Genomic DNA, 22,624 nt, shown 5'->3' on the forward strand with positions numbered 1-22,624 from the left:
TCACAGCGACCTTTCAGAAATGGTCCTGACATTTCGGGAAGTGCCGCATTCCCGATTACGGAACGGGAAAAAGCGTTGTCATCCCCGCACGGCCGTCACTACGTTGACGCGAATGCGGAGGCCCCTTTTACCCCTGATGTCCGTCGTCCTGGCCGTTTCGGCCTGCAGCGCGCCGGCGCCCCCACCGAAGCCGGCGGTCACGTCCCTCACCCCGAGCCCGGTCGAGCGGCAGCGCCCCGCCGTCGACCTGGCCGCGTACGAGCTGGGCCGCTCGCGCCCGGTCGCCGACCCCGTCTACCCCGCCTACGGCGACCCGTCGATCGACGTGCTCCACTACGACCTGGCGCTGGACTGGAAGCCGGGCGCCCGCACGCTGACCGGCACGGCCAGGCTCACGGTGCGGGCCGCCCGGCCCATCAGCCGGGTCAAGCTGGACTTCGGGCGCGCGCTCGAGGTGGACGAGGTCACGGTCGACGGCACGCGCGTGCGGGCGACCCGCAAGTACGACGACCTGACCGTCCCGCTGCCGGAACCGATCGAGGCCGACGCGGGCACGGTCGTGACCGTGCGCTACCACGGCCGGCCGAAGCCCGTGGACGCCAAGCAGCGGCGCGAGGACATCTCCATGCTCGGCTTCCGGATCGGCGGCGGGGGCAGGGCGTGGGCGCTGCAGGAGCCGTTCGGGGCGTTCACGTGGTTCCCGGTCAACGACCATCCGTCGGACGAGGCGCTGTACGACGTGGCGATCACGGTGCCGAAGGGGTGGTCGGGGGTCGCGCACGGGACGTACAAGGGCAAGACCACCGAGGGGAGGTCGAGCACGTTCCGCTGGCAGTCGACCGACCCCGTGGCCAGTTACCTGACGTTGTTCGCGGCCGACAAGTTCCGGATGTTCACGGACAAGGGGCCGCGCGGGATCCCGATCACGTACTGGATCCGGCCCCAGGACGTGCGCAAACAGCTGCCGGTCGCGCGGCGGATGCCGTCGATCCTGCGCTGGCTGGAGAAGAAGCTCGGCCCGTACCCGTTCCCGAGCGCGGGGCTGGTGGCCACCAGCGACTCCGGCATGGAGACGCAGCAGATGGTGGCGCTCGGCCCGCGCTACATGGAGCCGTCGGTGGTGGCGCACGAGCTGGCGCACCACTGGTTCGGCGACACGGTCACGCCGCGCACCTGGCGCGACATGTGGATGAACGAGGGCTTCGCGATGTACTTCGAGATGCAGTGGTACGCCGACCACGAGGACGGCACGATCGACGAGTTCATCTCCAACATCCGCGCCTACGACGCCGAGCTGCGCCGCGAGAACGGCCCGCCCGGGAAGTACCGGCGTGACGCGTTCGGGCAGAGCAACGTCTACTACAGCCCGGCGATCATGTTGCACGAGATCAGGAAGCGGCTCGGTGACAGGAGGTTCTGGGCGATGACGAGGGCGTGGCCGCAGGAGCACCGCAACACCACGCAGGACAGGGCCGCGTTCGTGAAGTGGATCAACGAGCACACCGGCAGGAACTTCACCAAGCACATCGACACGTGGCTGGACTCGAAGACCACGCCACGCTGACCGACCCTGGCGAGTAGGTTGGGACAGAGCCAAACAAACGGGGTTAATCATGTCAAACGGTGCCCGTCACGCTCTGGGAGTGGTCGCGGGACTGCTCCTCCCGCCCCTCGTCGCCGCCGGCCTCTGGTACGGCGTCGGTGACCTCACCCTTCAGGCGCAGCAGTCGTTCCGCATCTCCTGGGTCGCGGTCGGCGTGCTCGCCGCGACGGCGATCGTCCTGGCCTTCCTGGCCGGCTCGCGCCTGTCGCCCGTGGCCTCGCTGCTCGGCGGCCTGGCCTTCACCGCCGCCGGGGTCCTGCCGTTCGCGGAGATGTTCACCCGGGTCCGGCTGCTGCCCGTGGACCTGCTGCCGGGCGTGCTGCGCAGCGGCTTCACCACCACGGCCTACTCCGGGCTGCTGGCCGTGGCCGGGGTGACGCTGCTGGTGGTCTCGCTGTTCCCGTCGCGCTGGCGGGGCTCGGCGCGCGACCTGGCCGAGCAGCCCGTCGCCTACGAGTCCGCCTGGGGCACGGCGTCGCCGTCGCAGTCGCCGTACCTGCCGCCGTACAACAGCCCCGAGGACACCACGCGGCCGATGTACCGCGAATGAGCCGCGCGTGGCCTGGCAGAATGCGGCCATGCGCGACTTGAAGATCGTCGACTTCCTCGACCAGCTCGCCGACCGGGTGCCCGCGCCCGGGGGCGGCGCCACGGCGGCCCTGCACGCGGCGCAGGCCGCCGCGCTGCTCGGCATGGTGGCCCGCTACACCACCGGCGAGAAGTACACCGAGCACGCCGAGACCGTCGTCGCCGTGATCGCGGAGACCGACTCGCTGCGGGCCCGGTCGCTGCGGCTGGCCGAGGAGGACGCGGCGGCGTTCACCGCGGTCACCGACGCCTACCGGCTGCCCAAGGGCGAGGAGCGCAGCGCCGCCATCGCCCGCGCGCTCGCGGGCGCGGCCGAGCCGCCCGCCCGGGTGGCCGAGACCGCCGCGCGCCTGGTCGAGCTGTGCGAGCTGCTGCTGCCGATCGGCAACCGCAACGTCGTCACCGACGTGGCCGCCGCCGCCGACGCCGCCCGCGCCGCGCTCACCACGGCCCGGGTGAACGTCGAGATCAACCTGCGCGGCATCAAGGACGAGCGGATACGCGAAGAGCTGAACATCCGGATCTCCGGCGTGGACGCGGCCGTCGCCAGGGCAGACTGGGTGACCGCCGAGGTACGCGAGGAGATCTCTTGAACCCACCGACCGCCGACGCCTGCCGGGGAGCTCTCGTGAAGCCGCCGACCGCCGAAGCCCGCCGGGAGCTCTCGTGAAGACGCTGACGGGCAAGGATCTGGCCGCCGCGATCAGGGCGCGCACGCAGGCCGAGGCCGCCGCGGGCGCGCAGCCGCGGCTGGCCGTGGTCGTGGCCACCGCCGACGAGGCGAGCCTGTGGTATGTCCGCTCCATCGCCAAGGCGGCGGCCGGCGTCGGCATCGCCTGCGACGTGGTCGACCTGGGCCCCGACGCGGCGCCCGGCCGGATCCGCGAGACGCTGGCCGGGCTGTCGGCCGACCCGCGGGTGCACGGCCTCATGCTGCAGACCCCGCTGCCGCCCGGCGCCTCAGCCCAGGAGCTGGCCGCGGCCATCGACCCGCGCAAGGACGTCGACGGCGCCAACCCGCTCTCGCTCGGCCGGCTGGCGGCCGGGCTGCCCGCCTTCCCGCCCGCGACAGCGGCGGCCGTGCTGGCGCTGCTCGACCACTACGAGGTGGAGCTCGCCGGGCGGCGGGCCGTGGTCGTCGGCCGCTCGACCGTGGTGGGCAAGCCGCTGGCGCACCTGCTGCTCGACCGGCACGCCACGGTCACCGTCTGCCACTCGCGCACCCGCGACCTGGCCGCCGTCACCTCGCAGGCCGAGGTGCTGGTCGCGGCGGCCGGGCGGGCCGGGCTGATCGGGGCCGCGCACGTCGCGAGGGGCGCAGTGGTGATCGACGTCGGCACCAACCCGGCCGACGACGGCGGGCTGACCGGCGACGTCGACTTCGCCGCGGTCTCGAACGTGGCGGGCGCGCTCACCCCCGTGCCCGGCGGCGTCGGCCCCGTCACCACGGCCCTGCTGCTCAGCCACACCGCCAGGGCCGCGAACCGGCCGCACGACGCCCAGGAGGAGGCCCACGATGGCTGACGTCCTCGTCATCCAGAACAGCACGAGCGGCGGCCCCAGCCGGATGGCGGGATGGCTGGAGGAGGGCGGCCTGACGCTCGACGTGGTGCCCGCCCACGCGGGCGCGCCCCTGCCCGGCGGCCTGCGCCACGACGCCATGATCATGCTCGGCGGCGGCTACCTGCCCGGCGACGACGAGCGGGCCCCCTGGCTGCGCGACGCGCGGCGCCTGATGGAGCAGGCGCTGGCCACGGGGGTGCCCGTGTTCGGCATCTGCCTGGGCGGGCAGATGCTCGCCCAGGTCGCCGGCGGCGAGGTCCGCGCCGACGCGGGCACGCCCGAGAACGGCAGCCTGCCCGTCACGATCAGGCCCGAGGCCGCCACCGACCCGCTCTTCCACGGCCTGCCGCCGGTGGTGCCCGCGATCGAGCACCACAAGGACGCCGTCACCCGCCTGCCCGGCGGAGCCGCCCACCTGGCCGAGACCGGCGCCTGCCCGTACCAGGCGTTCCGGGTGGGTGAGCGGGCGTGGGGCGTGCAGTTCCATCCGGAGGTGCTGCCGGCGCGCATCCGCGAGTGGCGGGTGGAGGGGTTCGACCCCGACGAGGTGTACGCGCGGGCGGTGGCCGACGAGCCGGTCTCCACGCCGGTCTGGCGCACGGTGATCGGCCGGTTCGCCGCACTCGCCATCACCGGAACCGCCGCCGGAACCGCCGCCGGAACCGCCGCCGGGACGGCCGCCGGAGCGAGCGCCGGCGTGAGTGGCGCCGCCTGACCGGCCGGTCGCATCCGCCCAGGCGTTCCGTACGGCCGGTCACACCCGTTCAGGCGTTCCGCATGCCCGCCGCGTCCCGCAGGCCGAGCAGTTCCACGGAACGCTCCCGCATCTCCACCTTCCTGATCTTCCCGGTCACCGTGAGCGGGAACGCGTCCACGACGCGCACGTACCGGGGGATCTTGAAGTGCGCCAGCCTGCCCGCGCAGTACTCCCTGAGCCGCTCCGGCGTCAGCGGCTCCGCGCCGGGCCGCATGATCACCCAGGCCATGACCTCCTCGCCGTACTTCTCGTCGGGCACCCCGATGACCTGCACGTCGGCGATGTCCGGATGGCCGTACAGGAACTCCTCGATCTCGCGCGGGTAGATGTTCTCCCCGCCCCTGATGATGAGGTCCTTGATCCGGCCGACCACGTTGACGTAGCCGTGCTCGTCCATGGTGGCCAGGTCGCCCGTGTGCATCCAGCGGGCCGCGTCGATGGCCTCGGCCGTCTTGTCCGGCTCGTTCCAGTAGCCGAGCATGACCGAGTAGCCGCGCGTGCACAGCTCGCCCGGCTCGCCCCTGGGCACCGTCAGCCGCGTCTCCGGGTCCACGATCTTGACCTCGACGTGCGGCATCACCCGGCCCACCGTCTCCGTCCTGCGGGCCAGGTCGTCGTCGGACCTGGTCATCGTGGACACCGGTGACGTCTCGGTCATGCCGTAGCAGATGGCGACCTCGCGCATGTTCATCTCGCCGACGACCCGTTTCATCACCTCCACCGGGCACGGCGAGCCCGCCATGATGCCCGTGCGCAGCGACGACAGGTCGAACTTGGCGGCCAGTGCCAGCTCGGCGATGAACATCGTCGGCACCCCGTACAGCGACGTGCACCGCTCCTCCTCCACCGCGCGCAGCGTGGCCTCGGCGTCGAAGCCCGGTGACGGGATGACGATGCACGAGCCGTGCGAGGTGGCGCCCAGGTTGCCCATCACCATGCCGAAGCAGTGGTAGAACGGCACCGGCAGGCACACCCGGTCCGCCTCGGTGTAGTGGATCAACTCGCCGACGAAGAAGCCGTTGTTGAGGATGTTGTGGTGCGACAGCGTCGCGCCCTTCGGGAAGCCGGTCGTGCCCGAGGTGTACTGGATGTTGATCGGGTCGTCGAAGGCCAGCTCCGCCATCCGGGCGCGCAGGGCCGCCGGGTCCGCCTTGGCCTCCGTCAGCCGCTCCCAGCTCGGGTCGTCCAGGTAGACGACGTCGGAGAAGCCGACCTCCGTCACCATGGCCCGGTAGTCGCTGCCCTTGTGCGACAGGGCGCTGATGAGCAGCCGCATGCCCGACTGCTCGACGACGTAACGCAGCTCGTGCGTGCGGTAGGCCGGGTTGACGTTGACCAGGATCGCGCCGATCTTGGCGGTGGCGTACTGGACGATCACCCACTCGGCCCTGTTGGGCGCCCAGATGCCCACCCTGTCGCCCTTCGCGATGCCCCTCGCCAGCAGGGCCCTGGCCAGGTCGTCGACGTCCGCGTCGAGCTGCGTGTAGGTCCATCTCCGGCCCGACGGGACGTCCACGAGGGCTTCCCGGTCGCCGAAGCGGGCCACGGTGCGTTCGAGGTTCTCGCCGATGGTCTCGCCCAGGAGCGGAGTGTCGGCGGTGGCGCTGGAGTACGACAGCATGCCCACAGTGTCAGTCGGCCTCGGGCGTACGCACCAGACCCCGGCGGCGACGCGCCGCGAACCCGAGCGCCACCAGCGCCGCCCCCGCCGCCACAGCTAACCGCCGCTGGCGCGCCACCCGCCGCTCCACCTGCGAGTACGGGGTCGTCGAGAACGAGATCAGCTCGTAGCGCGAGACGTAACCGGGCAGCACCCGCTCCAGAGCGTGCTCCAGCCGCTTGCCCGCCAGGAACACCCGCGAGCCGACCTTGTCGCGCATCTCGACGAAGTTGTCCAGCGCCAGCCGGGCGATCACGTCCGTGTCCGCCTTGCGCCGCTCGAACAGCTCCAGCGCCCTCGGGAAGTCGTCGCCCGCCTCGTCCAGGCAGCGGTCCAGCTCCACGCAGTCCTCGAACCCGCAGTTGGCGCCCTGCCCGTAGAACGGCACGATCGCGTGCGCGGCGTCACCGACCAGCCCCACCACCGCGTCCCCGCCGCCGGCGTGCCACGGCGAGCAGCGCATCGTGACCAGATGCCCCACCGGGTTGCCCCGGAAGTCCGGCACCAGGTCCGGCATCAGCCCGAACGCGTCCCGGTAGTGCTCGGCGAAGTACGCCCTGATCCGCTGCGGGGTGTCGAGCGCGGCGAGCGTGTCGTGCGGCCAGAACAGCGTGCAGGTGAACGAGCGGTCCGGGTTCGGCAGGGCGATCATCATGGAACGACCCCGCGGCCAGATGTGCAACGCACCCGGATCCAGGGCGAACCGCCCGTCCTGCGGCGGGATCGACAGCTCCTTGTAGCCGTAGTCCAGGCACTCCTGGCTGAAGCTCACGCCCGGGAGCTGCTGCAACCTGGCCCGCACCGCGCTGTACGCCCCGTCCGCGCCGATCACCACCCCGGCCTCGGCCTCCTCGCCCGAGGCGAACCGTAATCGCCCCGTCCGCTCGTCCAGGCCCGTCAACCGGCACCCGAACCGCACCTCCACACCCGGCTGCGCGCTCGCCGCCTCCAGCAGCTCCCTGTTCAGGTCGGCGCGGCCGATCGAGTTGATCGCCTGCGACCGGTCCGCGCTGTACGGCTGGAACGTGAGCGCTCCGTCCATGCCGTGCATCATCCGGCCCGCCATCGGCAGCGCCGCGTGCAGCACCTTGCCGTCGAGCCCGATCCGGCTCAAGGCGTCGATGCCCCGGCGCGAGATCGCCAGGTTGATCGACCTGCCCCGGTCCGGGCCGCGCTCCCGGGGGTCGGGGCGGCGCTCGTACAGGGTGACGTGGTGGCCGCGGCGGGCCAGGTAGCAGGCGAGCAGGCAGCCGACCAGCCCGGCGCCGACGATCGAGACCTCCATCTCTCCTTCGTACGGCGGGGGGCGGGGGTTGTCTAGGTGACGGCGGCGGTGACGGCTCTGGTGATGGCGGCGGCCGTCGCCTGCCAGATCGGGGTGCCGGGGGTGATCACGTCCTGGTGGTCGCCGGGCAGCTCCAGGTACGTCACCTCGTCCCCCGCCTGACGGGCCGCGGCGACGTAGCGGCGGGAGAAGTCGACCAGGTCGACGTCGTCGCCCCTGCCCTGGACGACGATCTGCGGGACGCCCAGGGGGAGGCGGAGGAGGGGTGAGGAGGCGAGCAACTCACCCTCGTCCAGGGCACCCTGGCTCAGGGCTGCGGCCATCGCGCCGTGGCTGAGCCAGCGGCGGTCCGTCTGTTGCAGGTCGAGCACGCCCGCCAGCGACACGGCCAGCGCCACCCGGGCGCCGTCGGCCACGGCACGCAGGGCGAGCTGCGCACCCGCCGAGTGGCCGGCCACGACGATCCGGTCCAGGTCGAGTGCTGGGGGCTGCGGGACGGCCTGACCGGGCGCGGCTGACGAGGGCTGTGGCTCGGCGCGGTCAGGTGCGTCTGGCCCATTGCGCGGCTCGGCGGGGTCGGGTGCATCTGGCCCATGCCCCGGCTCCGCACGTCGGGCGGCGAGGGTCGGGCCCGCCGGGGTGGTGGGGGCGATGGCGTGGAGGGCGGCCAGGCCGGCGGTGATGTCATGCCGGGTCGCGGCCCAGCCGTGCAGGTCCGGGGGGCGGTACTCCAGGTTCCACGCCGCGAACCCGCGCGCCGCCAGGTCCGCGCACAGCGCCTCCATGAGGTCGGCCGCCCAGACCGACCGCCAGTACCCGCCGTGCACCAGCGCCACGACCGGCACCCCACCGGGCACGCCCGCCGCACCGGGCACCTCCGCAGGGCCTGCACCTGCGACCGCCGCCCCCGCTTCGGGCGCCGGTGGGAGGTACAGGTCGCCCCACTGCTCGGGTGATGGGCCGTAGGGGATCCGGCGTACCTGCGGGTGGCGAGCGCGGTGGACGGCGTGGCGGATGGCCCAGGCCAGGCCCGCGAGGCCGCGGCCGTGGATGTGCCGGGCGCCCGGGACGCGGTCGATGTCGACCGGCACCACCACCCCGGTGCCGGGCGGCTGCCGGAGCAGGGTCCGGGCGTCGGGGCCGGGTGCGGGGACGACGACGACCACGTCCTCCGTACGCATGAGGGAGCGCACGTGGGCGGCGTCGCGGGCGTGGACGAGCCGGCCCGCCACCCCCAGCGCGGCGAACTCGCGGCGGGCGATCTCGCCGAGCAGTTCGGCGTCCGCCACCACCTCTGGACCGACGATCACCAGGACCTCGCGCATGGGGATACCTTAGGCCGGGTGCATGTGAAGCAGCTTCACCCGTGGCCCGGCAGTGTCGCCGAGGCGGAGGCCATCCAGGACCGGCTGCGTGGCGAGGTCGAGCTGTCGGGGCCCGGCTCGTTCGCGCTGGTGGCCGGGCTGGATGTGCACTACCGCGGCGACGACGCGCTGACGGCCGCGGTGGTCGTCCTCGACGGCGGCACGCTGGAGCCGGTGGAGGAGGTGGTGGCGCACGGTGAGGCGGCCTTCCCGTACGTGCCGGGCCTGTTCGCCTTCCGCGAGCTGCCGGCGCTGGTGGCGGCGCTCGAACGGCTCACGGTGACGCCCGACCTGCTGGTGTGCGACGGGTACGGGCTGGCGCACCCGCGCGGCTTCGGCCTGGCCTGCCATCTGGGCGTGCTGACGGGGCTGCCCGCGCTGGGTGTGGGCAAGACGCCGTTCGTCGGCACGCACGAGCCGCCGGGGCCGGAGCGGGGGGCGTGGACGCCGATCGTGCACGACGGCGCCACGGTGGGCCGCGCCCTGCGGACGCAGCGGGAGGTCAAACCCGTGTACGTCTCACAGGGCCACCGCATCTCGCTGGACGTCGCCACGGACCAGGTCCTGCGCCTGACCCCGCGCTTCCGCCTCCCGGAGCCGGTCCGCCGCGCCGACCACCTGGCCCGCCACCCGTCCTGACCGCCGGCCGTCTCGCCCGGCGCTCGCCCTAGCCGCCGGCCGCCCCTCGCCCGCCGCCCGTCGCCCCCAGCGGCGCCGCCCCGCAAGCCCCCCTCAGGAGGATCCGTGGGCGCCCGACGAGGCCAAGGGCGGGAGGATGGCCTGGGCGTCGGCGCCGCCGAACCACAGGCCGATCACGAACGCCGCCGTCGCCTCCAGCAGCGCCGCCCGTTCCAGCCCGCCCCCGTCCACGGGGATGCAGCCCAGGTCGGCGACGAGCGTGCGGGTGGCGGCCAGCGCCTCGGGGTCGTCACCGCACAGGGGCACCGCCAGCGGCCTGCCGTCGAAGACGGGCGGCGTCATCCGCCACACGTCCACGTGACACAGGTTGAACGCCTTCACCACGTGCCCGCCGGTGATGTCACCGATCAGGCGGGCGTGGGAGCGCGTGAGGTCGTACGTGAGAGGGGCGGCGTTGGTGACGTCGATCAGCGCCTTGCCGCGCAGCGCCGCGCCGGCGGCCTGGAGCGTGTCCAGCAGCCCCTCCTCCCTGACGGCCACCACCACGACCTCGCCGAACGCGCCCGCCTCCGCGTAGCTCCCGGCCCGCACCTCAGCGCCCGCCGCAGCGGTCATCCGGGCCGCCTGGGCCGCGCTCCGGCCCAGGTCCCGCCCGCTCACCGTCACCTCGTGCCCGGCGCGTGCCCACTGCGTGCCCAGGGCGTCCGCCATGCCGCCCGCGCCCAGGATCCCGATCCGCATTGTCCGTCCTCCGTCTGTTAGGGCTTTACTGGGACGGTAGAAGTTCCGACACGCACCATTCGGTGCCCAATGGAGGGTCGCGTTGTTCCTCGCCGACTGCCAGGCCAGACTCGCCTTCGACCTGATGGCCAACACCTGGAACGCGGTCGTCGTCTGGGCGCTGCGCCACGGCCCACGCCGGCCCGGGCGGCTGCGCGCGGAGATCGGCGGCATCAGCACGAAGGTCCTGACCGAGACGCTGCGCCGCCTGGAGTACAACGGCCTGGTGGCGCGGCGCGTCTACGCCGAGGCCCCGCCCAGGGTCGAGTACGAGCTGACCGGCCTGGGCCGCTCGCTGCTCGGCCCGATCGAGGCGTTCGGCGCGTGGGCGGCCGACCACGGCGACGAGGTCATGGCCGCCCAGGACCGCTACGAGCCCGCCTGAGCATGGAGTGGGCGCAACACTTTACTTGAGCCCAGTGTTACCGAATCACTACTCTGGGTAGCTAGTCGAGGGTTGTTCATTACCGTTACCCAGGAGGTTCCATGCTCTTCACTGTCCGCAGGATCGCCGGCGCCGCTGTCATCGCGGGCGGCCTGACCGTGCTCGCCGCGCCCGCCTCGTACGCCGTCGTCGATCCGATGATGATCGCCGAGTGCCTCACGCACGGCGCCACGGGCCTGCCCGGGGCCGTCGACCCGGCCGCGCCCGGCCTGCCCGCCGAGATGCCCGGGGTGTCCTGCCTGGCCCCCTGATCGCCGGGCGCAGACCGCCGGCGAAGGTCACCTCTCGACGACCGGGACAACCGGTGCGGGCGGCGCGCCAGATCCGCGCCGCCCGGTCCCAGAAAACCGAAGAGCAGCAAGGAGTTCCGTTGAAGGTCCGCGTCCTGGCCGCCCTCACCGCCCTGACCGCCCTCGCACTGGCGGGCGGCGCACCACCGATCACCCTCGACAGTCTCGGCTCCGATCCGCCCCGCGTCGACATCAGCACCTACGTCCAGCACATCAACCTGCTGACGTCGTAGTGCGACTCGCGCGACTGTCCGTGGCGGACTCGCCGACCGAGCCACGGACGAGATCCGGGCGCGTCGGCTACGTCATGTTCCTCAGCCGCTGGTTCCAGGCGCCTCTGTACCTTGGGCTGATCGTCGCCCAGGTGGTGTACGTGTGGCGGTTCATGATGGAGCTGCTCCACCTGGTCCACCTCGGCTTCACCGGTCACCCGCCGGAGACCGCGGTCATGCTGATCGTCCTCGGCCTCGTGGACGTCGTCATGATCTCCAACCTGCTGATCATGGTCATCATAGGGGGTTACGAGACGTTCGTCTCGCGGCTGCGCATCGAGGGGCACCCCGACCAGCCGCAGTGGCTCTCCCACGTCAACGCCAACGTGCTCAAGGTCAAGCTGGCCATGGCGATCGTCGGCATCTCATCCATCCACCTGCTGCAGATCTTCATCAACGCGGCCCGGCCCACCATCACCGACAGAGAGCTGATATGGAAAACCCTGATCCATCTGACCTTCGTCGTCTCGGCGCTGGCGCTGGCCACCATCGACCGCATCATGGCCGGTGGCCGGCCGCAGCACGGCACCGGCGGTGCCGAGCGGCCGGGGCAGTTGCAGCCGGAGCGGATGGCCGCGTGAGCGGGCGTGCGCCGGCGTGCCGCGGTTCCGGGCGGAGCGCGGGATGAGGGTACGCGGCGCCGCGTTCGCGGGGCTCCCGGCGGTCGTCCTGGCGCTGCTCTGCGGCACCGGGGCGGCCGCCGAGGCGGAGGGCAGCGGCGGCGCGAAGCAGGGCTCGTCGTCGCTGATCGGTGACGTGATCATCTTCAATGACGAGATCATCGAGCCCGTGTCGCTGCCGGTGAGCACCTGTGGCGGCCTGGTTCCGCTGCTCAGCAAGTCGCCCACCACCTGCGAGGGCGCCTCGCGCGTGTCGGACGACGACGCATGAGGCCGTACGTGCCCGCCCGCGGGGGTGGGCGGGCACCGAGGTCTCGCCAAGCAAGGTCTCAGCGGGCGGCCAGGAGGTTCTCCAGCACCACGGCCACGCCGTCCTCGTCGTTCGACAGGGTGCGGTGGCCGGCCGCCGACAGCACCATCGGGTGCGCGTTGGCCATCGCGTACCCGGCCCCCGCGTACAGCAGCACCGCCAGGTCGTTCGGCATGTCCCCGAACGCCACCACGTCCCCCGCCTCGACGCCCCGCTCCGCGCAGAGCCGGCCGAGCGTGACCGCCTTGGTGACGCCGGCGGCGCTGATCTCCAGGAGCCCTTCCATGCCCGAGTACGTGACCTCGGCCAGGTCGCCGATCGAGGCGGCCACGGCCGCGTACATCTCGTCCGCCGTGTGCGCCGGGGACAGGGCGAGCAGCTTGACGATGGGCCGGTCCTCGTCGAAGACCGACTCCACCTCGCGGTAGAAGGCCAGGTCGTGCTCGATCCGGCGGGTGTAGGCGGCCTCCACCAGGATGTTCCTGCCCGTCTCGACGGCCAGGCCGACGCCGGGCAGCGCCAGGGCCAGGGCCTCGGCCACCTGGCGGGCGGTGCGCGGGTCGAGGGGGTACTGGCGGGTGATCTCGTCGGTGGCGAGGTCGTACACGACGGCGCCGTTGCTGCAGATCGCGGTGCCGGACACGCCGGCCTGGCGGGCGATGTCGCGCACGCCGCGCGGGGCTCTGGCGGTGACGAAGACGATCTCGGCGCCGGCCGCGCGGGCCGCCTGGAGCGCCTGCCTGGTGCGGGGGGTGACGGTGCCCGCGTCGGACAGGAGGGTGCCGTCAAGGTCGGTGGCCACGATTCGGGGGAAGCTGCTCACAGAAGCGATTATCGCGACATATCCGGATGAAACACCTCAGAGATCCGCTGTAGGGTACGCGCGTGTCCAACACAGTTCCCCCCATGACCCCCCGCCCGGACGACCGCACGGCGTCCGTGTTCCGCTTCGCCACCGAGCTGGTCGCCTGGGTCGCGACCCCGTGGGCGCTGGCCCCGCACTCGGTGCCGCTGGCCGTGCTGTCGGTGATCGTCCTGATCGGGCTGCCCACGCTCTTCTCCACCCCGGGCGACAAGCGGAACGTGATCGTCGCCGTGCCCGGCTTCGTGACGATCCTGCTCGTCCTCCTCCAGGTGGTGGCGGCCGTGGCGGCGGCGTGGGTGGCCTGGCACGCGTTCGCCGCCGCGCTGGTCTCGGTGCTGGCCGTGGTCACGGTGGTGCTGGAGATCCCGCGCTGGCGGTGGCTGCTGTCGCACCGCTAGCCGTCACAGGCGCAGCTCCGAGGGGAGCAGCCGGGCCGCGTCCGTGAGCTCCAGGCCGAGGAGCTGCCCGGCGTCGCCGTAGTCGAGGACGATGTCCTCCGCCACGAACTGCCGCATCGCCTCACCCGGCACGATCTCGTGCTTCATGGCGATGTAGGCGAGGTTCCTGGCCCGGTCCACGCTCACGTACACCGTGCGCGCCCGCCGCCCGGCCGGCTCCTCCTCCCAGGCCAGCAACCCCTCCCTGGCCTCGTGCGAGCCCGCCACCGCGGCCCTGACCGTCACCATCGCCAGCTCGACCGCCTCCAGCGAGTCGAGCCCGGAGACCTTCCGCTCGTGCTCCCAGCCGTCCAGCCCGTCGATCCGGTAGGGGCACGACCACTCCCCCGTCGGTTCCTCGTACGGCACGCCGACCGTGACCACGACCTCGCGTGGCGGATCGGTGCGCAGCGTCAGCACCCGGTGGGCGATCTCGTACATGTCTGCTCATCTACCCCCAGGGCCACGCGCGGAAGACTCGGAGGGGCACCGGTTAGGCAACGGCGGCTCGCGTACCATATCGTCGCCGGAGGACCATTCGCCCTGGGGAGCGCTGAGATGAACGAGTCGTTCGGGAGCCGCCTGCGAGCCAGGCTCGACGAGTGCGGGCCGCTCTGCGTGGGCATCGACCCGAGCCCCGCCCTCCTGCACACCTGGGGCCTCGACGACTCCCCCGCGGCGCTGGAGCGGTTCTGCCGCACGGTGGTCGAGGCGGTGGCCGACGTCGCGGCCGTGGTCAAGCCCCAGTCGGCCTTCTTCGAGCGCTGGGGCAGCCGGGGCATCGCCGTCCTCGAGCGGACGATCGCCGACCTGCGCGAGGCGGGCACGCTGGTGCTGCTCGACGTCAAGCGCGGCGACATCGACAGCACGATGGCCGCCTACGCCGAGGCGTACCTCGACAAGGGCAGCCCGCTGGCCGCCGACGCCGTCACGCTCAGCCCCTACCTGGGCTTCGGCTCGCTGGAGGGCGCGATCACCTCGGCGATGGCCAACGACGCGGGCGTGTTCGTGCTGGCCCGCACGTCGAACCCGGAGGCGGCCGGGCTGCAGCGGCTCGTGGCCGGCCAGGTGCTGGCGGGCGCCGCCGCGGCGAACGCGGGGCACGCGCCGTTCGGGCCCGTCGGGGTCGTCATGGGCGCCACGCTGCCCGAGCTGGAGCACTCGCTCGACGATCTGAACGGGCCCATCCTGGCGCCCGGGCTGGGCGCGCAGGGAGCCACCCCGGCCGACGTGGCGCGGCTGTTCGGGTCCGTACGGCACGCGGTCCTGCCGTCGGTGTCGAGGGCCGTGCTGTCGGACCCGAAGCTGGTGCGCTCGCGCACGCTGCGCTACCGCGACGAGTGCGCCGCCCACCTCGCCGCCGACGCCCGGTAACGCCCGGCGCTCAGAAGTGCGTGTCGATCCCGTACGCCTCGCGCAGGCGCGCCATGTCCAGCAGGTCGCGCTCCCTGGGCGGGTAACCCTGGTGGAAGCGCACCTGCTGGGCCACTGACAGGCACGGCACCCGCACGCCCTCGATCTCGCCGGTGACGAACACCTCGGCCGGGTAGGTGAACGCGCCGCCCTCGTCGTCGAGCCGCTGCAGCGCGGAGCCGTCGGGCCGGAAGTGCAGCGGGTGCAGGTCCAGCTCCCGCCCGCCGGGGCCGGTCATGACGAAGCGGGCGGGCCGCCCGGGGACGACGCCCTCGGTGCGCTCGGCGTACCCCAGGGACTCCAGGGCGGCGATCACGGCCGGCTCCTGCTCGGCGCGGTGCAGCAGGTCGAGGTCGCCGTGCTCCCTGGTGACCCGGCCGACGAGGGCGTCGATGCCCCAGCCGCCGGCGACCCACACGGCGCAGCCCGCCTTCCGCAACGCCTCCAGCACGCCGAGCACCGCACCCGCTTCGAACATGACGACGATCCTAGATCAGATCACCCGATGGACGGCGGCCAGCACCGCGTGCACGGAGGCGGTCAGGACCGAGGTGTCCTGGGCCGCGCCCCAGCAGGTCGTGCCGTTCACCTTGGCCTCGACGTAGGCGATGGCCCGGCCGCCCTTGCCGGGGCCGAGGGCGTGCTCGGAGTAGTGCAGGATGTCCACGTCGATCCCGTCGCCGGCCAGGGCCGCGGTGAGCGCCGACAGCGGGCCGTTGCCGGTGCCGCTCAGCCGCCGGCCGCCCGGCAGCGTGCCGGTGAACTCGTGCACGCCCGGCCCGGTCTGCACCGTGCTCCAGCCGGCCGGCGCGCCGATCTCGCCCGGCGCCAGGTAGGTGGCGTGGAACAGCTCCCAGAGCTGCTCGGCGGTGATCTCCTCGCCGCTGCCGTCGGTGGCCCGCTGCACGACCGCGGAGAAGTCGATCTGCAGCCGCCGCGGCAGCTCCAGACCGTAGCGGGTGTTGAGCAGGTACGCGATGCCGCCCTTGCCCGACTGGCTGTTGACGCGGATGACCGCCTGGTAGCCGCGGCCCACGTCGGCCGGGTCGATCGGCAGGTACGGCACCTCCCACGGCGCCTGCTCCGGCGGCACGCCCAGGTCGGCGGCCCGCTTGGCGTGGTGGGCCAGGCCCTTGTTGATGGCGTCCTGGTGGGTGCCGGAGAAGGCGGTGTAGACGAGGTCGCCCGCGTACGGGTGGCGCTCGGGCACCGGCAGGCGGTTGCAGTGCTCGACGACCCTGCGCACCTCGTCGATGTCGGACAGGTCGATCATCGGGTCGACGCCCTGGGCGTGCAGGTTCAGCGCGAGCGTCACCAGGTCCACGTTGCCGGTGCGCTCGCCGTTGCCGAACAGGCAGCCCTCCACTCGCTGCGCCCCCGCCAGCACGGCCAGCTCGGCGCAGGCCACTCCGGTGCCGCGGTCGTTGTGCGGGTGCACCGACAGGATCACGGCGTCCCTGCGGTCGAGGTGGCGGTGCATGTACTCGATCTGGTCGGCGTACACGTTGGGCGTGGCCACCTCGACCGTCGCGGGCAGGTTGTGGGTCACGGGCCGGTCGGGCGAGGCGTCCCACAGGGCGGTCAGGTCGTTGCAGATCTCCAGGACGTAGTCCGGCTCGGTGAGGTTGAAGACCTCGGGCGAGAACTGGAAGCGCACGTCCCGGTCGCCGGCCAGGCGGGCGATCTGCTCGGCGGAGCTTCTGATCATCCGGTGCAGCGCGGCCCGGTCCTGGCCGAGCACCACCTCGCGCCAGGTGGGGGCGGTGGCCGTGTAGAGGTGCACGACCACGCGCGACATGCCCTCGATCGACTCGAAGGTACGCTCGATCAGCTCGCTCCTGGCGGGCGTGAACACCACGACGGTCACGTCCTCGGGCACGGTGCCCGGGGTGGCCAGGTGGCGGATGAAGTCGAAGTCGAGCCGGCTGGAGGACGGGTAGCCGACCTCGATCTCCTTGAAGCCCATGCCGACGAGCAGCTCGAACATGCGGCGCTTGCGTTCCGGGTCCATCGGCTCGGCCAGCGCCTGGTTGCCGTCGCGCAGGTCGACGGGCACCCACAGCGGGGCCTCGGTGATGCGCCGCGCCGGCCAGGCGCGGCCGGTCAGCGGCACCTCGACGCGCTCGTGGACGGGGCGGTAGCGGTGATACGGCATGCCGCTGGGGCGCTGCCGGTTCCAGTCGTACACGGTGAACTTCCCTCTGGGTCGTGACGGGGGACCGGCGGGCACCCTGACCACCGCGGCGGGGTGCCGGTCCGGTCAGGCCCCGCCGCGGCGGCCAAGAAGCAGGCGACCGTACGACGTCATGGGGGTAGACTAATCACCACACAGGTCCTCAGACAACCTGAGAGGTTCACCGTCATGCCGCTCGGCTCGCTCCGCCCCAGCCCTCTCGTCGAGCAGGCCACCGAGCACCTGCGCGCGCAGATCACGCAGGGCGAGTGGCCGGTCGGCACCCGGCTGCCCGGGGAGAACGCGCTGGCCAAGACGCTCGGCGTGGGCCGCTCGACCGTGCGGGAGGCGCTGCGGGCGCTGGCCGGAGCGGGGCTCGTGCAGGCCCGGCAGGGGTCCGGGGTGTTCGTGATCGCCACCGAGCCGGCCGAGGACTGGCCCGCCCGGCTCCGGCGCGCCGCCATCACCGACGTGTACGAGGTGCGCGTCATCGTCGAGACCCAGGCGGCGCGGCTGGCGGCCGGGCGGCGTACCGACGAGGACGTGGCGGCGCTGGAGTCGGCGCTGCGCGGGCGCGAGCGGGCGGCGGCCGGCGACGACGCGGCCTTCGTGGACGCCGACATCGCGCTGCACGCGGCCGTCGTGGCGGCGGCGGGCAACCCGGTGCTGACCGACCTGTTCGCCGAGTTCGCGCCCGCGCTGCGGGAGCGGCTGATCGACCTCGTGCAGCTGCTGGAGCTGCGGGCGCACGATCCCAACACCGGGCACGACACGCACGCGGCGCTGGTCGCGGCGATCCGGCTGGGCGACGGTGACGCGGCCGAGGGGGTCCTGCGGGCGGAGCTGGAGCAGACCCTCGCCCTCCTCCACCGTCGGCACCCCTGACCGTGGCGCGTGCACGCCGGGGTCAGCCGGTGGGGCCCACGTCCGGGCGGATCTCGTCGTCGTCCTCGCCCGGCGCCTCCTCCGGCTCGGGCTCGTCCAGCTCGTCGGGCGGGTCGGCCGAGATCGGGCGGCGCGACTTCGGGGTGTTGCAGCCCGAGCGCTCGGCGACCACGTCGCTCTCCCCGCTCACCCCGCCCACGGCTTCCGGCAGCTCGCCGGATGTCTCACTCATGGCCCTCACCTGCCCCGACGGACCCGCCCGAACCCGCCCGAATCCGGTGAAGGGGCAGGTCAGGCGAGGGCGTCCTCGATCTGGCGGCGCGTCGGCATGGAGGTGCTGGCGCCCTCGCGCTGCACCGACAGCGCCGCCGCCATGGAGGCGAAGGCGAGCGCGTCGGCCATGCCGCGCCGCTCGGTGCGCGCCACCGCCAGCGCCCCCACGAACGTGTCGCCGGCCGCCGTCGTGTCGACCGCGTCCACCTTCACCGACGGCACCCGCAGCCGCTCCCCCGACCGCGCCCCGTACAGGGCGCCGTCGGAGCCGAGCGTGATCACGGCCTCCTCGACCAGCTCCAGCAGCGCGTCCAGGGCGGCATCGGGCCCTTCGGCGCCGGTGATGGCAGCGGCCTCGTGCTCGTTCGGCACGAGAACCGAGACGGCGTCGAGCAGCTCGGCGGGCAGCGGCTGGGCGGGCGCGGGCGTGAGGAAGACCTGCACGCCGGCCACCTTGCCGGCCTGCGCGGCCTCCACGACCGCCTCCATGGGCAGTTCGAGCTGGAGCAGCAGCGCGCTGGACGCGGCGATCACGGCCAGGTCCTCGCCGGAGGGGCCGGTGACGGTGCCGTTCGCGCCGGGGACGACGATGATGGAGTTGGAGCCGTCGTCGTCGACCACGATGTGCGCGATGCCGCTGGAGCCGGGCACCTGGCGCAGGCCGCGCACGTCCACCCCGGCCTCGGCGAGCGTGGCGCGCATCTCCGCCCCGAACCCGTCGTCGCCCACCGCCCCCAGGAACGCCACCTCGCCGCCGGCGCGCGCGGCGGCGATCGCCTGGTTGGCGCCCTTCCCGCCGGGCACGGTGCGGAACCGGTGACCAGTGACCGTCTCGCCCAGCTTGGGGGCTTTCGCGACGTACGCGACGAGGTCCATGTTGGCGCTGCCGAAAACCGAGATCATGGCTTCATCATCTCCTGCGTACGGGCGGCCAGCTCGGCAAGACCCACCCCGTCGAAACCCGTCAGGCTGCTGGCCAGGCTGTCACGCATGCGCCACCGCTCCGGCACGCCGCCGGCCAGCGCGCCCGCGACGGCCCCCGCCGTGGCGCCGGCCGAGTCGGTGTCCCAGCCGCCGGCCACCGCGCCGGCGAGGGTGGCGGTGAAGTCACCCTTGCCGTGGATCAGCGTGGCCGCCACCAGGGCGGCGTTGTTGATCGTGTGCACCCAGTGCAGGTGGCCGTGCCGCTCGTGCAGGCGGTCCACGACCCGCTCGAAGTCGTCCTCGCCGGCCGCGTCCTCGGCGGCCAGGCGTACGGCCTCGTGCAGCCGCGACCCCTCCGGCACCACCGACAGGCCCGCCCGCACGACCTCCTCCGCCGAGGTGGCCACCATGGAGGCGGCACACATCGCCGCGGCGAACATCGCCCCGTAGATCCCGTTCGCGGTGTGCGTGAGCCGGGCGTCGCGCCAGGCGTACCCGGCCGCGGTCGCCGGGTCGCCCGGGTTCACCCAGCCGTACACGTCCGCCCTGATCAGCGCGCCGATCCACTCCCTGAACGGGTTGCGGTAGGTGGCCGTCGCCGGCGGCTCCACACCGTCCAGCAGGTTGCGGTACGCGACGCGCTCGGCCGTGAACGTGCGGCCCGCCGGGAGCTCGTCCAGCCACAGCCGGGCCACGTCCTCGGTGGTGAAGCCGCGGCCGTGCCGCTCCAGGAGGGACAGGGCGAGCAGCGGGTAGTTGAGGTCGTCGTCCTCGGGGATGCCGTCGATGTTCTCGGCCAGGGAGTTGACGGCGCTGCGGCGGTTCCACGGCCAGCGGCGGGCCACGTCGTCCGGCAGGCCCTTCGCGGTGAACCAGCCGCGGATCGGCCAGTTGCCGGTGGCCTCGGCGATCTCCCTGATGCCCTGGCGCGGGATCTTCTCGACGGGCTTGCCCAGCACGCACCCGGCCGCCCGCCCCAGCCACGCCCCCAGCACCCGCGCCGGATCCACCGCTCCCACTCCCGTGCTCTTCTCCGGCCATGCGGGGCAGGCCGCGATGATGCCCGGCAGGTCCGACGGCTCCGGCAGCGGGGACGGGACGGCGGCCAGCTCGTCCAGCAGCTCCTCCGCCAGGCCGCGCAGCCGGGCCGCGCCCGGCTCCGAGGCGCCCGCACGGGGCGGGGCGTCGTGACCGCCCGCCGCGTGCCAGCGGGCCGCGATGCTTCGAACATCCCGGCCGTCCCTGCCGTCCTCCGTGGCCTGGCGCAGCTCGTGGCCGACGAGGTCCTCCGGCTGGACCCAGGTGAGCCTGATCATGCGCGCTCGAGCGCGGCGAAGGCGGACTCGTGGGCGCGGCGGCGTACCAGATCGTCGGCGTGCACGCGGCGCGCCACCGCCGCGATGGCCAGCCCCGGCGCCACCAAATCCGTGCGGCTGGCCGCCGCCACCTGCGTCACCCACTCCTGCGGCACCGACTCCAGCCCGCCCAGCGCCCCCGCGATGGCCCCACCCATGGACGCGATCGAGTCGGCGTCGCGCCCGTAGTTCACCCCGCCCAGCACGGTGTCGCGGAAGTCGCCCTTCGCGATCACCAGGAACCCGAGCGCCAGCGGCAGCTCCTCGATGCTGTGCACCCGGCTCGGCCGGCGCGCCCCCAGCCCCTGGTCACGGTAGGTGTCGGCGACCGTGTCGAACGGCCGCACGGCCGCCCGCAGCGCCTCGAACGAGCCGTCCCAATGCCCCAGCCCGGCCGCCGCCTCGCAGACCGCCTCGATGGCGGCCCGCGTGCCGTCCTTGGCCAGGCGCAGGCACGCCCCCACCACCGAGTCGGCCGTCGCGCCCGGCCGCATCGCCTCCGCCACCGCGGCGGCCATCACGCCCGCCGCCTCCCGGCCGTAGCTCGACTGGTGCGCGCCCGTCAGCTCGATCGCCTCGGCGTACGCGGCGTCCGGGTCGGCGGCGTTCACGATGCCGACCGGCGCCACGTACATGGCGGCGCCGCAGTTCACGATGTTGCCCACGCCCGCCTCGCGCGGGTCCGCGTGCCCGTAGTGCAGGCGCGCCACGATCCACTTCTCCGCCAGGAAGATGCGCTGCAACGGCAGCGCCTCCGCCTCCAGCTCCGGGATCCAGCGCCGCTCCCCCATCAGCTCCGGCACCAGGTGCTCGGCCATCGCGTACGCGTCCAGGTGGCCGCCCACCTTCTCGTACACGCGGATCAGGGCGTGCGTCATCAACGTGTCGTCCGTGATGTGGCCGTCGCCCTTGTGGTACGGGGCGATGGGGCGCGCGTTGCGCCAGTCCTCGTTGAACGGCGGCACGATGCCCTCGACGCGGCCCCCGTACCGCTGCACGATCTGCTCGGGAGTCCAGCCCTCGGTGGCGCCGCCCAGCGCGTCACCGACCGCCGCCCCCGCCGCGCAGCCAGTGGCCCTGTCCTCAAGCGGCGTCATGCGATTCCCTCCAGTAGTTCGATCAGATCACGGCCCGCCAGGTCAGGCAGGCAGCAGCCGGCCAGCGTACGGGCCGAGGCGGTCCACCCCTCCGGGATCGCCTCGTACCCGCCGCACGCCCCCGCCAGCGCTCCGGCGAGCGCGGGCGCCGAGTCGGCCAGCGGAGCCAGGCAGGCCGCCGCCGGCACCGCCCTGGCGAGCTCCCCGCCCGCCGTCTCCACCAGCGCCAGCGCCACCGGGACGGTCTGCGCGGCGCCCACGCCGTAGCTGTAGACGTGGTCGAGCAGCGCGGCGTCCAGCGCGGGGATCGCGCCGAACGGGTCGCCCGCCTTCCTGGCGACGTCCAGCGCCAGGCGGGCGTTGTGGCCGATGGCGGTCTCCGGCGGCAGGACGGCCAGCGCCGCCTCGACCGCCGCCCCCGCGCTCCCCGATGCCACGGCCTCCTGGATGGCGGCGGCCATCGCCTGGGCGGCCAGCACGCCGTCGCCCGCGTTCGTCACCTGGGCGTCCGGCGTCGGGTCCCTCCCCAGGATCCCGAATGCGACGGCCCTGACGGCGGCGGCGTCGTCGAAATGGTGCGGGTTGTCGTGGCCCGAGGCGGGCGGCTCGGCCCCCTTGGCCAGGTTGTCCAGCGCGGTCATCACGGAGATCCGTCCCTTGAGGGGCCGCGCATCGGCTTGCGCGCCGCCGGCCGCACCGCTGCCCATGGGCCTCGCGCCGCCGTCCGTATCGGCGAGCTCTTTGAACGCCTCGGCGCGCGGGCGCTCGGCGGTCAGCAGCGTCCACGCCAGCCACTCCGCGTCGTCGGACGGGCCCACCCGCAGCGGCGCGGTCGGCTGGTTCAGCGCGAACGGCACCGGGAGCGTCGTGACACGGTGCTCCTCGGCGAACGCGTCCAGCTCGCGGTGCAGGCGGCGGCTCCAGGGCGCGTGCAGGGCGGCGCGGTGCCTGCCCGCCGGCCAGCCCACGGCGTCACCGACGGCGAGGCCGATGACGGCCCCCCTGATTCTGTCCCCCGACATGGTG

The 22,624-nt window shown here is 73.4% G+C and carries 27 protein-coding genes; 14 read left to right on the forward strand and 13 right to left on the reverse strand.

All coding sequences use genetic code 11. The features are described 5' to 3' along the window. Nucleotides 1-112 precede the first annotated feature (112 nt). From HCN51_RS38750 to HCN51_RS38770, 5 genes are all read left to right on the forward strand, one after another. Complete coding sequence (locus HCN51_RS38750) at nucleotides 113-1,564, forward strand: M1 family metallopeptidase (protein ID WP_168016961.1); 1,452 nt, start codon at nucleotides 113-115, stop codon at nucleotides 1,562-1,564. Between the two features lie 79 nt (nucleotides 1,565-1,643). Further along, nucleotides 1,644-2,153, forward strand: coding sequence for a hypothetical protein (locus HCN51_RS38755; RefSeq protein ID WP_168016963.1), 510 nt, complete (start codon nucleotides 1,644-1,646; stop codon nucleotides 2,151-2,153). A gap of 28 nt (nucleotides 2,154-2,181) precedes the next feature. Next, on the forward strand, nucleotides 2,182-2,784 hold the full coding sequence (locus HCN51_RS38760; protein ID WP_168016965.1) for a cyclodeaminase/cyclohydrolase family protein: 603 nt from the start codon (nucleotides 2,182-2,184) through the stop codon (nucleotides 2,782-2,784). A gap of 73 nt (nucleotides 2,785-2,857) precedes the next feature. Further along, nucleotides 2,858-3,715: a tetrahydrofolate dehydrogenase/cyclohydrolase catalytic domain-containing protein gene (locus tag HCN51_RS38765; protein WP_168016967.1), complete on the forward strand. Its 858-nt coding sequence runs from the start codon at nucleotides 2,858-2,860 to the stop codon at nucleotides 3,713-3,715. Then, the gene (locus tag HCN51_RS38770) at nucleotides 3,708-4,469 is read left to right on the forward strand and encodes a type 1 glutamine amidotransferase (protein WP_168016969.1); all 762 of its coding nucleotides are present in this window, start codon (nucleotides 3,708-3,710) and stop codon (nucleotides 4,467-4,469) included. Before HCN51_RS38765 ends, HCN51_RS38770 begins: the two co-directional genes overlap by 8 nt. A 49-nt stretch (nucleotides 4,470-4,518) precedes the next feature. Here the strand turns inward: HCN51_RS38770 and HCN51_RS38775 are convergent, their stop codons facing one another. From HCN51_RS38775 to HCN51_RS38785, 3 genes are read right to left on the reverse strand one after another with little or no spacing between them, the layout of a single operon-like run. Next, the gene (locus tag HCN51_RS38775) at nucleotides 4,519-6,132 is read right to left on the reverse strand and encodes an AMP-binding protein (RefSeq protein WP_168016971.1); all 1,614 of its coding nucleotides are present in this window, start codon (nucleotides 6,130-6,132) and stop codon (nucleotides 4,519-4,521) included. A gap of 10 nt (nucleotides 6,133-6,142) precedes the next feature. Beyond that, on the reverse strand, nucleotides 6,143-7,543 hold the full coding sequence (locus HCN51_RS38780; RefSeq protein ID WP_346433954.1) for an FAD-dependent oxidoreductase: 1,401 nt from the start codon (nucleotides 7,541-7,543) through the stop codon (nucleotides 6,143-6,145). Then, a complete protein-coding gene (locus HCN51_RS38785; protein ID WP_168016975.1) occupies nucleotides 7,489-8,781 on the reverse strand; it encodes an alpha/beta hydrolase in 1,293 nt (430 codons plus the stop codon). Before HCN51_RS38785 ends, HCN51_RS38780 begins: the two co-directional genes overlap by 55 nt. 18 nt (nucleotides 8,782-8,799) lie before the next feature. Here HCN51_RS38785 and HCN51_RS38790 point away from each other — a divergent pair, with 18 nt between their 5' ends. Further along, entirely contained in the window at nucleotides 8,800-9,459 is a 660-nt protein-coding gene (locus HCN51_RS38790; protein WP_168016977.1) for an endonuclease V, read from the forward strand. 93 nt (nucleotides 9,460-9,552) lie between these two features. On the opposite strand, the gene HCN51_RS38795 is transcribed toward HCN51_RS38790, so the two are convergent. Beyond that, on the reverse strand, nucleotides 9,553-10,200 hold the full coding sequence (locus HCN51_RS38795) for an NADPH-dependent F420 reductase (protein ID WP_168016979.1): 648 nt from the start codon (nucleotides 10,198-10,200) through the stop codon (nucleotides 9,553-9,555). A gap of 82 nt (nucleotides 10,201-10,282) precedes the next feature. Here HCN51_RS38795 and HCN51_RS38800 point away from each other — a divergent pair, with 82 nt between their 5' ends. The 5 genes from HCN51_RS38800 to HCN51_RS38820 all read left to right on the forward strand — a co-directional run bounded on the left by HCN51_RS38800 (nucleotide 10,283) and on the right by HCN51_RS38820 (nucleotide 12,137). Next, entirely contained in the window at nucleotides 10,283-10,624 is a 342-nt protein-coding gene (locus HCN51_RS38800; RefSeq protein ID WP_230465985.1) for a winged helix-turn-helix transcriptional regulator, read from the forward strand. A 101-nt stretch (nucleotides 10,625-10,725) separates the two neighbouring features. Then, nucleotides 10,726-10,935 carry a hypothetical protein gene (locus tag HCN51_RS38805; RefSeq protein WP_168016981.1) on the forward strand — a complete coding sequence of 70 codons (210 nt, stop codon included), beginning with the start codon at nucleotides 10,726-10,728 and terminating at the stop codon, nucleotides 10,933-10,935. 119 nt (nucleotides 10,936-11,054) lie between these two features. Continuing rightward, nucleotides 11,055-11,207 carry a hypothetical protein gene (locus HCN51_RS38810; RefSeq protein ID WP_168016983.1) on the forward strand — a complete coding sequence of 51 codons (153 nt, stop codon included), beginning with the start codon at nucleotides 11,055-11,057 and terminating at the stop codon, nucleotides 11,205-11,207. Continuing rightward, a complete protein-coding gene (locus HCN51_RS38815; protein ID WP_168016985.1) occupies nucleotides 11,207-11,827 on the forward strand; it encodes a TIGR00645 family protein in 621 nt (206 codons plus the stop codon). Before HCN51_RS38810 ends, HCN51_RS38815 begins: the two co-directional genes overlap by 1 nt. Nucleotides 11,828-11,870: 43 nt before the next feature. Next, nucleotides 11,871-12,137, forward strand: a complete 267-nt coding sequence (locus tag HCN51_RS38820; RefSeq protein WP_168016987.1) for a hypothetical protein — start codon at nucleotides 11,871-11,873, stop codon at nucleotides 12,135-12,137. 58 nt (nucleotides 12,138-12,195) lie between these two features. Here the strand turns inward: HCN51_RS38820 and HCN51_RS38825 are convergent, their stop codons facing one another. Beyond that, nucleotides 12,196-12,999, reverse strand: a complete 804-nt coding sequence (locus HCN51_RS38825) for an HAD family hydrolase (protein ID WP_346433946.1) — start codon at nucleotides 12,997-12,999, stop codon at nucleotides 12,196-12,198. Between the two features lie 83 nt (nucleotides 13,000-13,082). Between HCN51_RS38825 and HCN51_RS38830 the strand changes: the two genes are divergently transcribed. Further along, complete coding sequence (locus HCN51_RS38830) at nucleotides 13,083-13,439, forward strand: hypothetical protein (RefSeq protein ID WP_168016989.1); 357 nt, start codon at nucleotides 13,083-13,085, stop codon at nucleotides 13,437-13,439. Nucleotides 13,440-13,442: 3 nt separating this feature from the next. On the opposite strand, the gene HCN51_RS38835 is transcribed toward HCN51_RS38830, so the two are convergent. Next, a complete protein-coding gene (locus tag HCN51_RS38835; RefSeq protein ID WP_168016991.1) occupies nucleotides 13,443-13,919 on the reverse strand; it encodes a DUF6968 family protein in 477 nt (158 codons plus the stop codon). Nucleotides 13,920-14,036: 117 nt separating this feature from the next. Between HCN51_RS38835 and pyrF the strand changes: the two genes are divergently transcribed. Next, nucleotides 14,037-14,852 (forward strand): orotidine-5'-phosphate decarboxylase, encoded by an 816-nt coding sequence (pyrF, locus tag HCN51_RS38840; protein ID WP_080036850.1) that lies wholly within the window; start codon nucleotides 14,037-14,039, stop codon nucleotides 14,850-14,852. A gap of 10 nt (nucleotides 14,853-14,862) precedes the next feature. Here pyrF and HCN51_RS38845 read toward each other — a convergent pair whose 3' ends face one another. Together HCN51_RS38845 and HCN51_RS38850 are read right to left on the reverse strand one after the other, a co-directional pair. After that, the gene (locus tag HCN51_RS38845; protein WP_168016993.1) at nucleotides 14,863-15,369 is read right to left on the reverse strand and encodes a nucleotidyltransferase domain-containing protein; all 507 of its coding nucleotides are present in this window, start codon (nucleotides 15,367-15,369) and stop codon (nucleotides 14,863-14,865) included. A 15-nt stretch (nucleotides 15,370-15,384) separates the two neighbouring features. Then, entirely contained in the window at nucleotides 15,385-17,046 is a 1,662-nt protein-coding gene (locus HCN51_RS38850; protein ID WP_168017096.1) for a 2-isopropylmalate synthase, read from the reverse strand. A gap of 207 nt (nucleotides 17,047-17,253) precedes the next feature. On the opposite strand from HCN51_RS38850, the gene HCN51_RS38855 reads away from it, so the two are divergent. Further along, entirely contained in the window at nucleotides 17,254-17,949 is a 696-nt protein-coding gene (locus tag HCN51_RS38855) for a FadR/GntR family transcriptional regulator (protein WP_168016995.1), read from the forward strand. A gap of 22 nt (nucleotides 17,950-17,971) precedes the next feature. On the opposite strand, the gene HCN51_RS38860 is transcribed toward HCN51_RS38855, so the two are convergent. The 5 genes from HCN51_RS38860 to HCN51_RS38880 are packed head-to-tail and all read right to left on the reverse strand — an operon-like array spanning nucleotide 17,972 to nucleotide 22,620. After that, nucleotides 17,972-18,181, reverse strand: a complete 210-nt coding sequence (locus HCN51_RS38860; protein ID WP_080036847.1) for a hypothetical protein — start codon at nucleotides 18,179-18,181, stop codon at nucleotides 17,972-17,974. 59 nt (nucleotides 18,182-18,240) lie between these two features. Next, complete coding sequence (gene rbsK, locus HCN51_RS38865) at nucleotides 18,241-19,125, reverse strand: ribokinase (RefSeq protein WP_168016997.1); 885 nt, start codon at nucleotides 19,123-19,125, stop codon at nucleotides 18,241-18,243. Next, the gene (locus tag HCN51_RS38870; protein ID WP_168016999.1) at nucleotides 19,122-20,462 is read right to left on the reverse strand and encodes an ADP-ribosylglycohydrolase family protein; all 1,341 of its coding nucleotides are present in this window, start codon (nucleotides 20,460-20,462) and stop codon (nucleotides 19,122-19,124) included. The genes rbsK and HCN51_RS38870 overlap by 4 nt, the downstream gene beginning before the upstream one ends. Then, a complete protein-coding gene (locus tag HCN51_RS38875) occupies nucleotides 20,459-21,598 on the reverse strand; it encodes an ADP-ribosylglycohydrolase family protein (protein ID WP_168017001.1) in 1,140 nt (379 codons plus the stop codon). Before HCN51_RS38875 ends, HCN51_RS38870 begins: the two co-directional genes overlap by 4 nt. Beyond that, entirely contained in the window at nucleotides 21,595-22,620 is a 1,026-nt protein-coding gene (locus tag HCN51_RS38880) for an ADP-ribosylglycohydrolase family protein (protein ID WP_168017003.1), read from the reverse strand. Before HCN51_RS38880 ends, HCN51_RS38875 begins: the two co-directional genes overlap by 4 nt. Between the last annotated feature and the right edge of the window lie 4 nt (nucleotides 22,621-22,624).

It is taken from the genome of Nonomuraea composti (assembly GCF_012034275.1).
GTDB classification, from domain to species: Bacteria; Actinomycetota; Actinomycetes; order Streptosporangiales; family Streptosporangiaceae; genus Nonomuraea; species Nonomuraea composti.

Bases quoted from the DNA above. Each gene is read 5' to 3' on its own strand.
- HCN51_RS38750 (WP_168016961.1), top strand. From the start codon at position 113: ATGCGGAGGCCCCTTTTACCCCTGATGTCCGTCGTCCTGGCCGTTTCG.
- HCN51_RS38760 (WP_168016965.1), top strand. From the start codon at position 2,182: ATGCGCGACTTGAAGATCGTCGACTTCCTCGACCAGCTCGCCGACCGG.
- HCN51_RS38770 (WP_168016969.1), top strand. From the start codon at position 3,708: ATGGCTGACGTCCTCGTCATCCAGAACAGCACGAGCGGCGGCCCCAGC.
- HCN51_RS38775 (WP_168016971.1), bottom strand. From the start codon at position 6,132: ATGCTGTCGTACTCCAGCGCCACCGCCGACACTCCGCTCCTGGGCGAG.
- HCN51_RS38785 (WP_168016975.1), bottom strand. From the start codon at position 8,781: ATGCGCGAGGTCCTGGTGATCGTCGGTCCAGAGGTGGTGGCGGACGCC.
- HCN51_RS38795 (WP_168016979.1), bottom strand. From the start codon at position 10,200: ATGCGGATCGGGATCCTGGGCGCGGGCGGCATGGCGGACGCCCTGGGC.
- HCN51_RS38805 (WP_168016981.1), top strand. From the start codon at position 10,726: ATGCTCTTCACTGTCCGCAGGATCGCCGGCGCCGCTGTCATCGCGGGC.
- HCN51_RS38820 (WP_168016987.1), top strand. From the start codon at position 11,871: ATGAGGGTACGCGGCGCCGCGTTCGCGGGGCTCCCGGCGGTCGTCCTG.
- HCN51_RS38830 (WP_168016989.1), top strand. From the start codon at position 13,083: ATGACCCCCCGCCCGGACGACCGCACGGCGTCCGTGTTCCGCTTCGCC.
- HCN51_RS38835 (WP_168016991.1), bottom strand. From the start codon at position 13,919: ATGTACGAGATCGCCCACCGGGTGCTGACGCTGCGCACCGATCCGCCA.
- pyrF (WP_080036850.1), top strand. From the start codon at position 14,037: ATGAACGAGTCGTTCGGGAGCCGCCTGCGAGCCAGGCTCGACGAGTGC.
- HCN51_RS38845 (WP_168016993.1), bottom strand. From the start codon at position 15,369: ATGTTCGAAGCGGGTGCGGTGCTCGGCGTGCTGGAGGCGTTGCGGAAG.
- HCN51_RS38850 (WP_168017096.1), bottom strand. From the start codon at position 17,046: ATGCCGTATCACCGCTACCGCCCCGTCCACGAGCGCGTCGAGGTGCCG.
- HCN51_RS38855 (WP_168016995.1), top strand. From the start codon at position 17,254: ATGCCGCTCGGCTCGCTCCGCCCCAGCCCTCTCGTCGAGCAGGCCACC.
- HCN51_RS38860 (WP_080036847.1), bottom strand. From the start codon at position 18,181: ATGAGTGAGACATCCGGCGAGCTGCCGGAAGCCGTGGGCGGGGTGAGC.
- rbsK (WP_168016997.1), bottom strand. From the start codon at position 19,125: ATGATCTCGGTTTTCGGCAGCGCCAACATGGACCTCGTCGCGTACGTC.
- HCN51_RS38870 (WP_168016999.1), bottom strand. From the start codon at position 20,462: ATGATCAGGCTCACCTGGGTCCAGCCGGAGGACCTCGTCGGCCACGAG.
- HCN51_RS38875 (WP_168017001.1), bottom strand. From the start codon at position 21,598: ATGACGCCGCTTGAGGACAGGGCCACTGGCTGCGCGGCGGGGGCGGCG.
- HCN51_RS38880 (WP_168017003.1), bottom strand. From the start codon at position 22,620: ATGTCGGGGGACAGAATCAGGGGGGCCGTCATCGGCCTCGCCGTCGGT.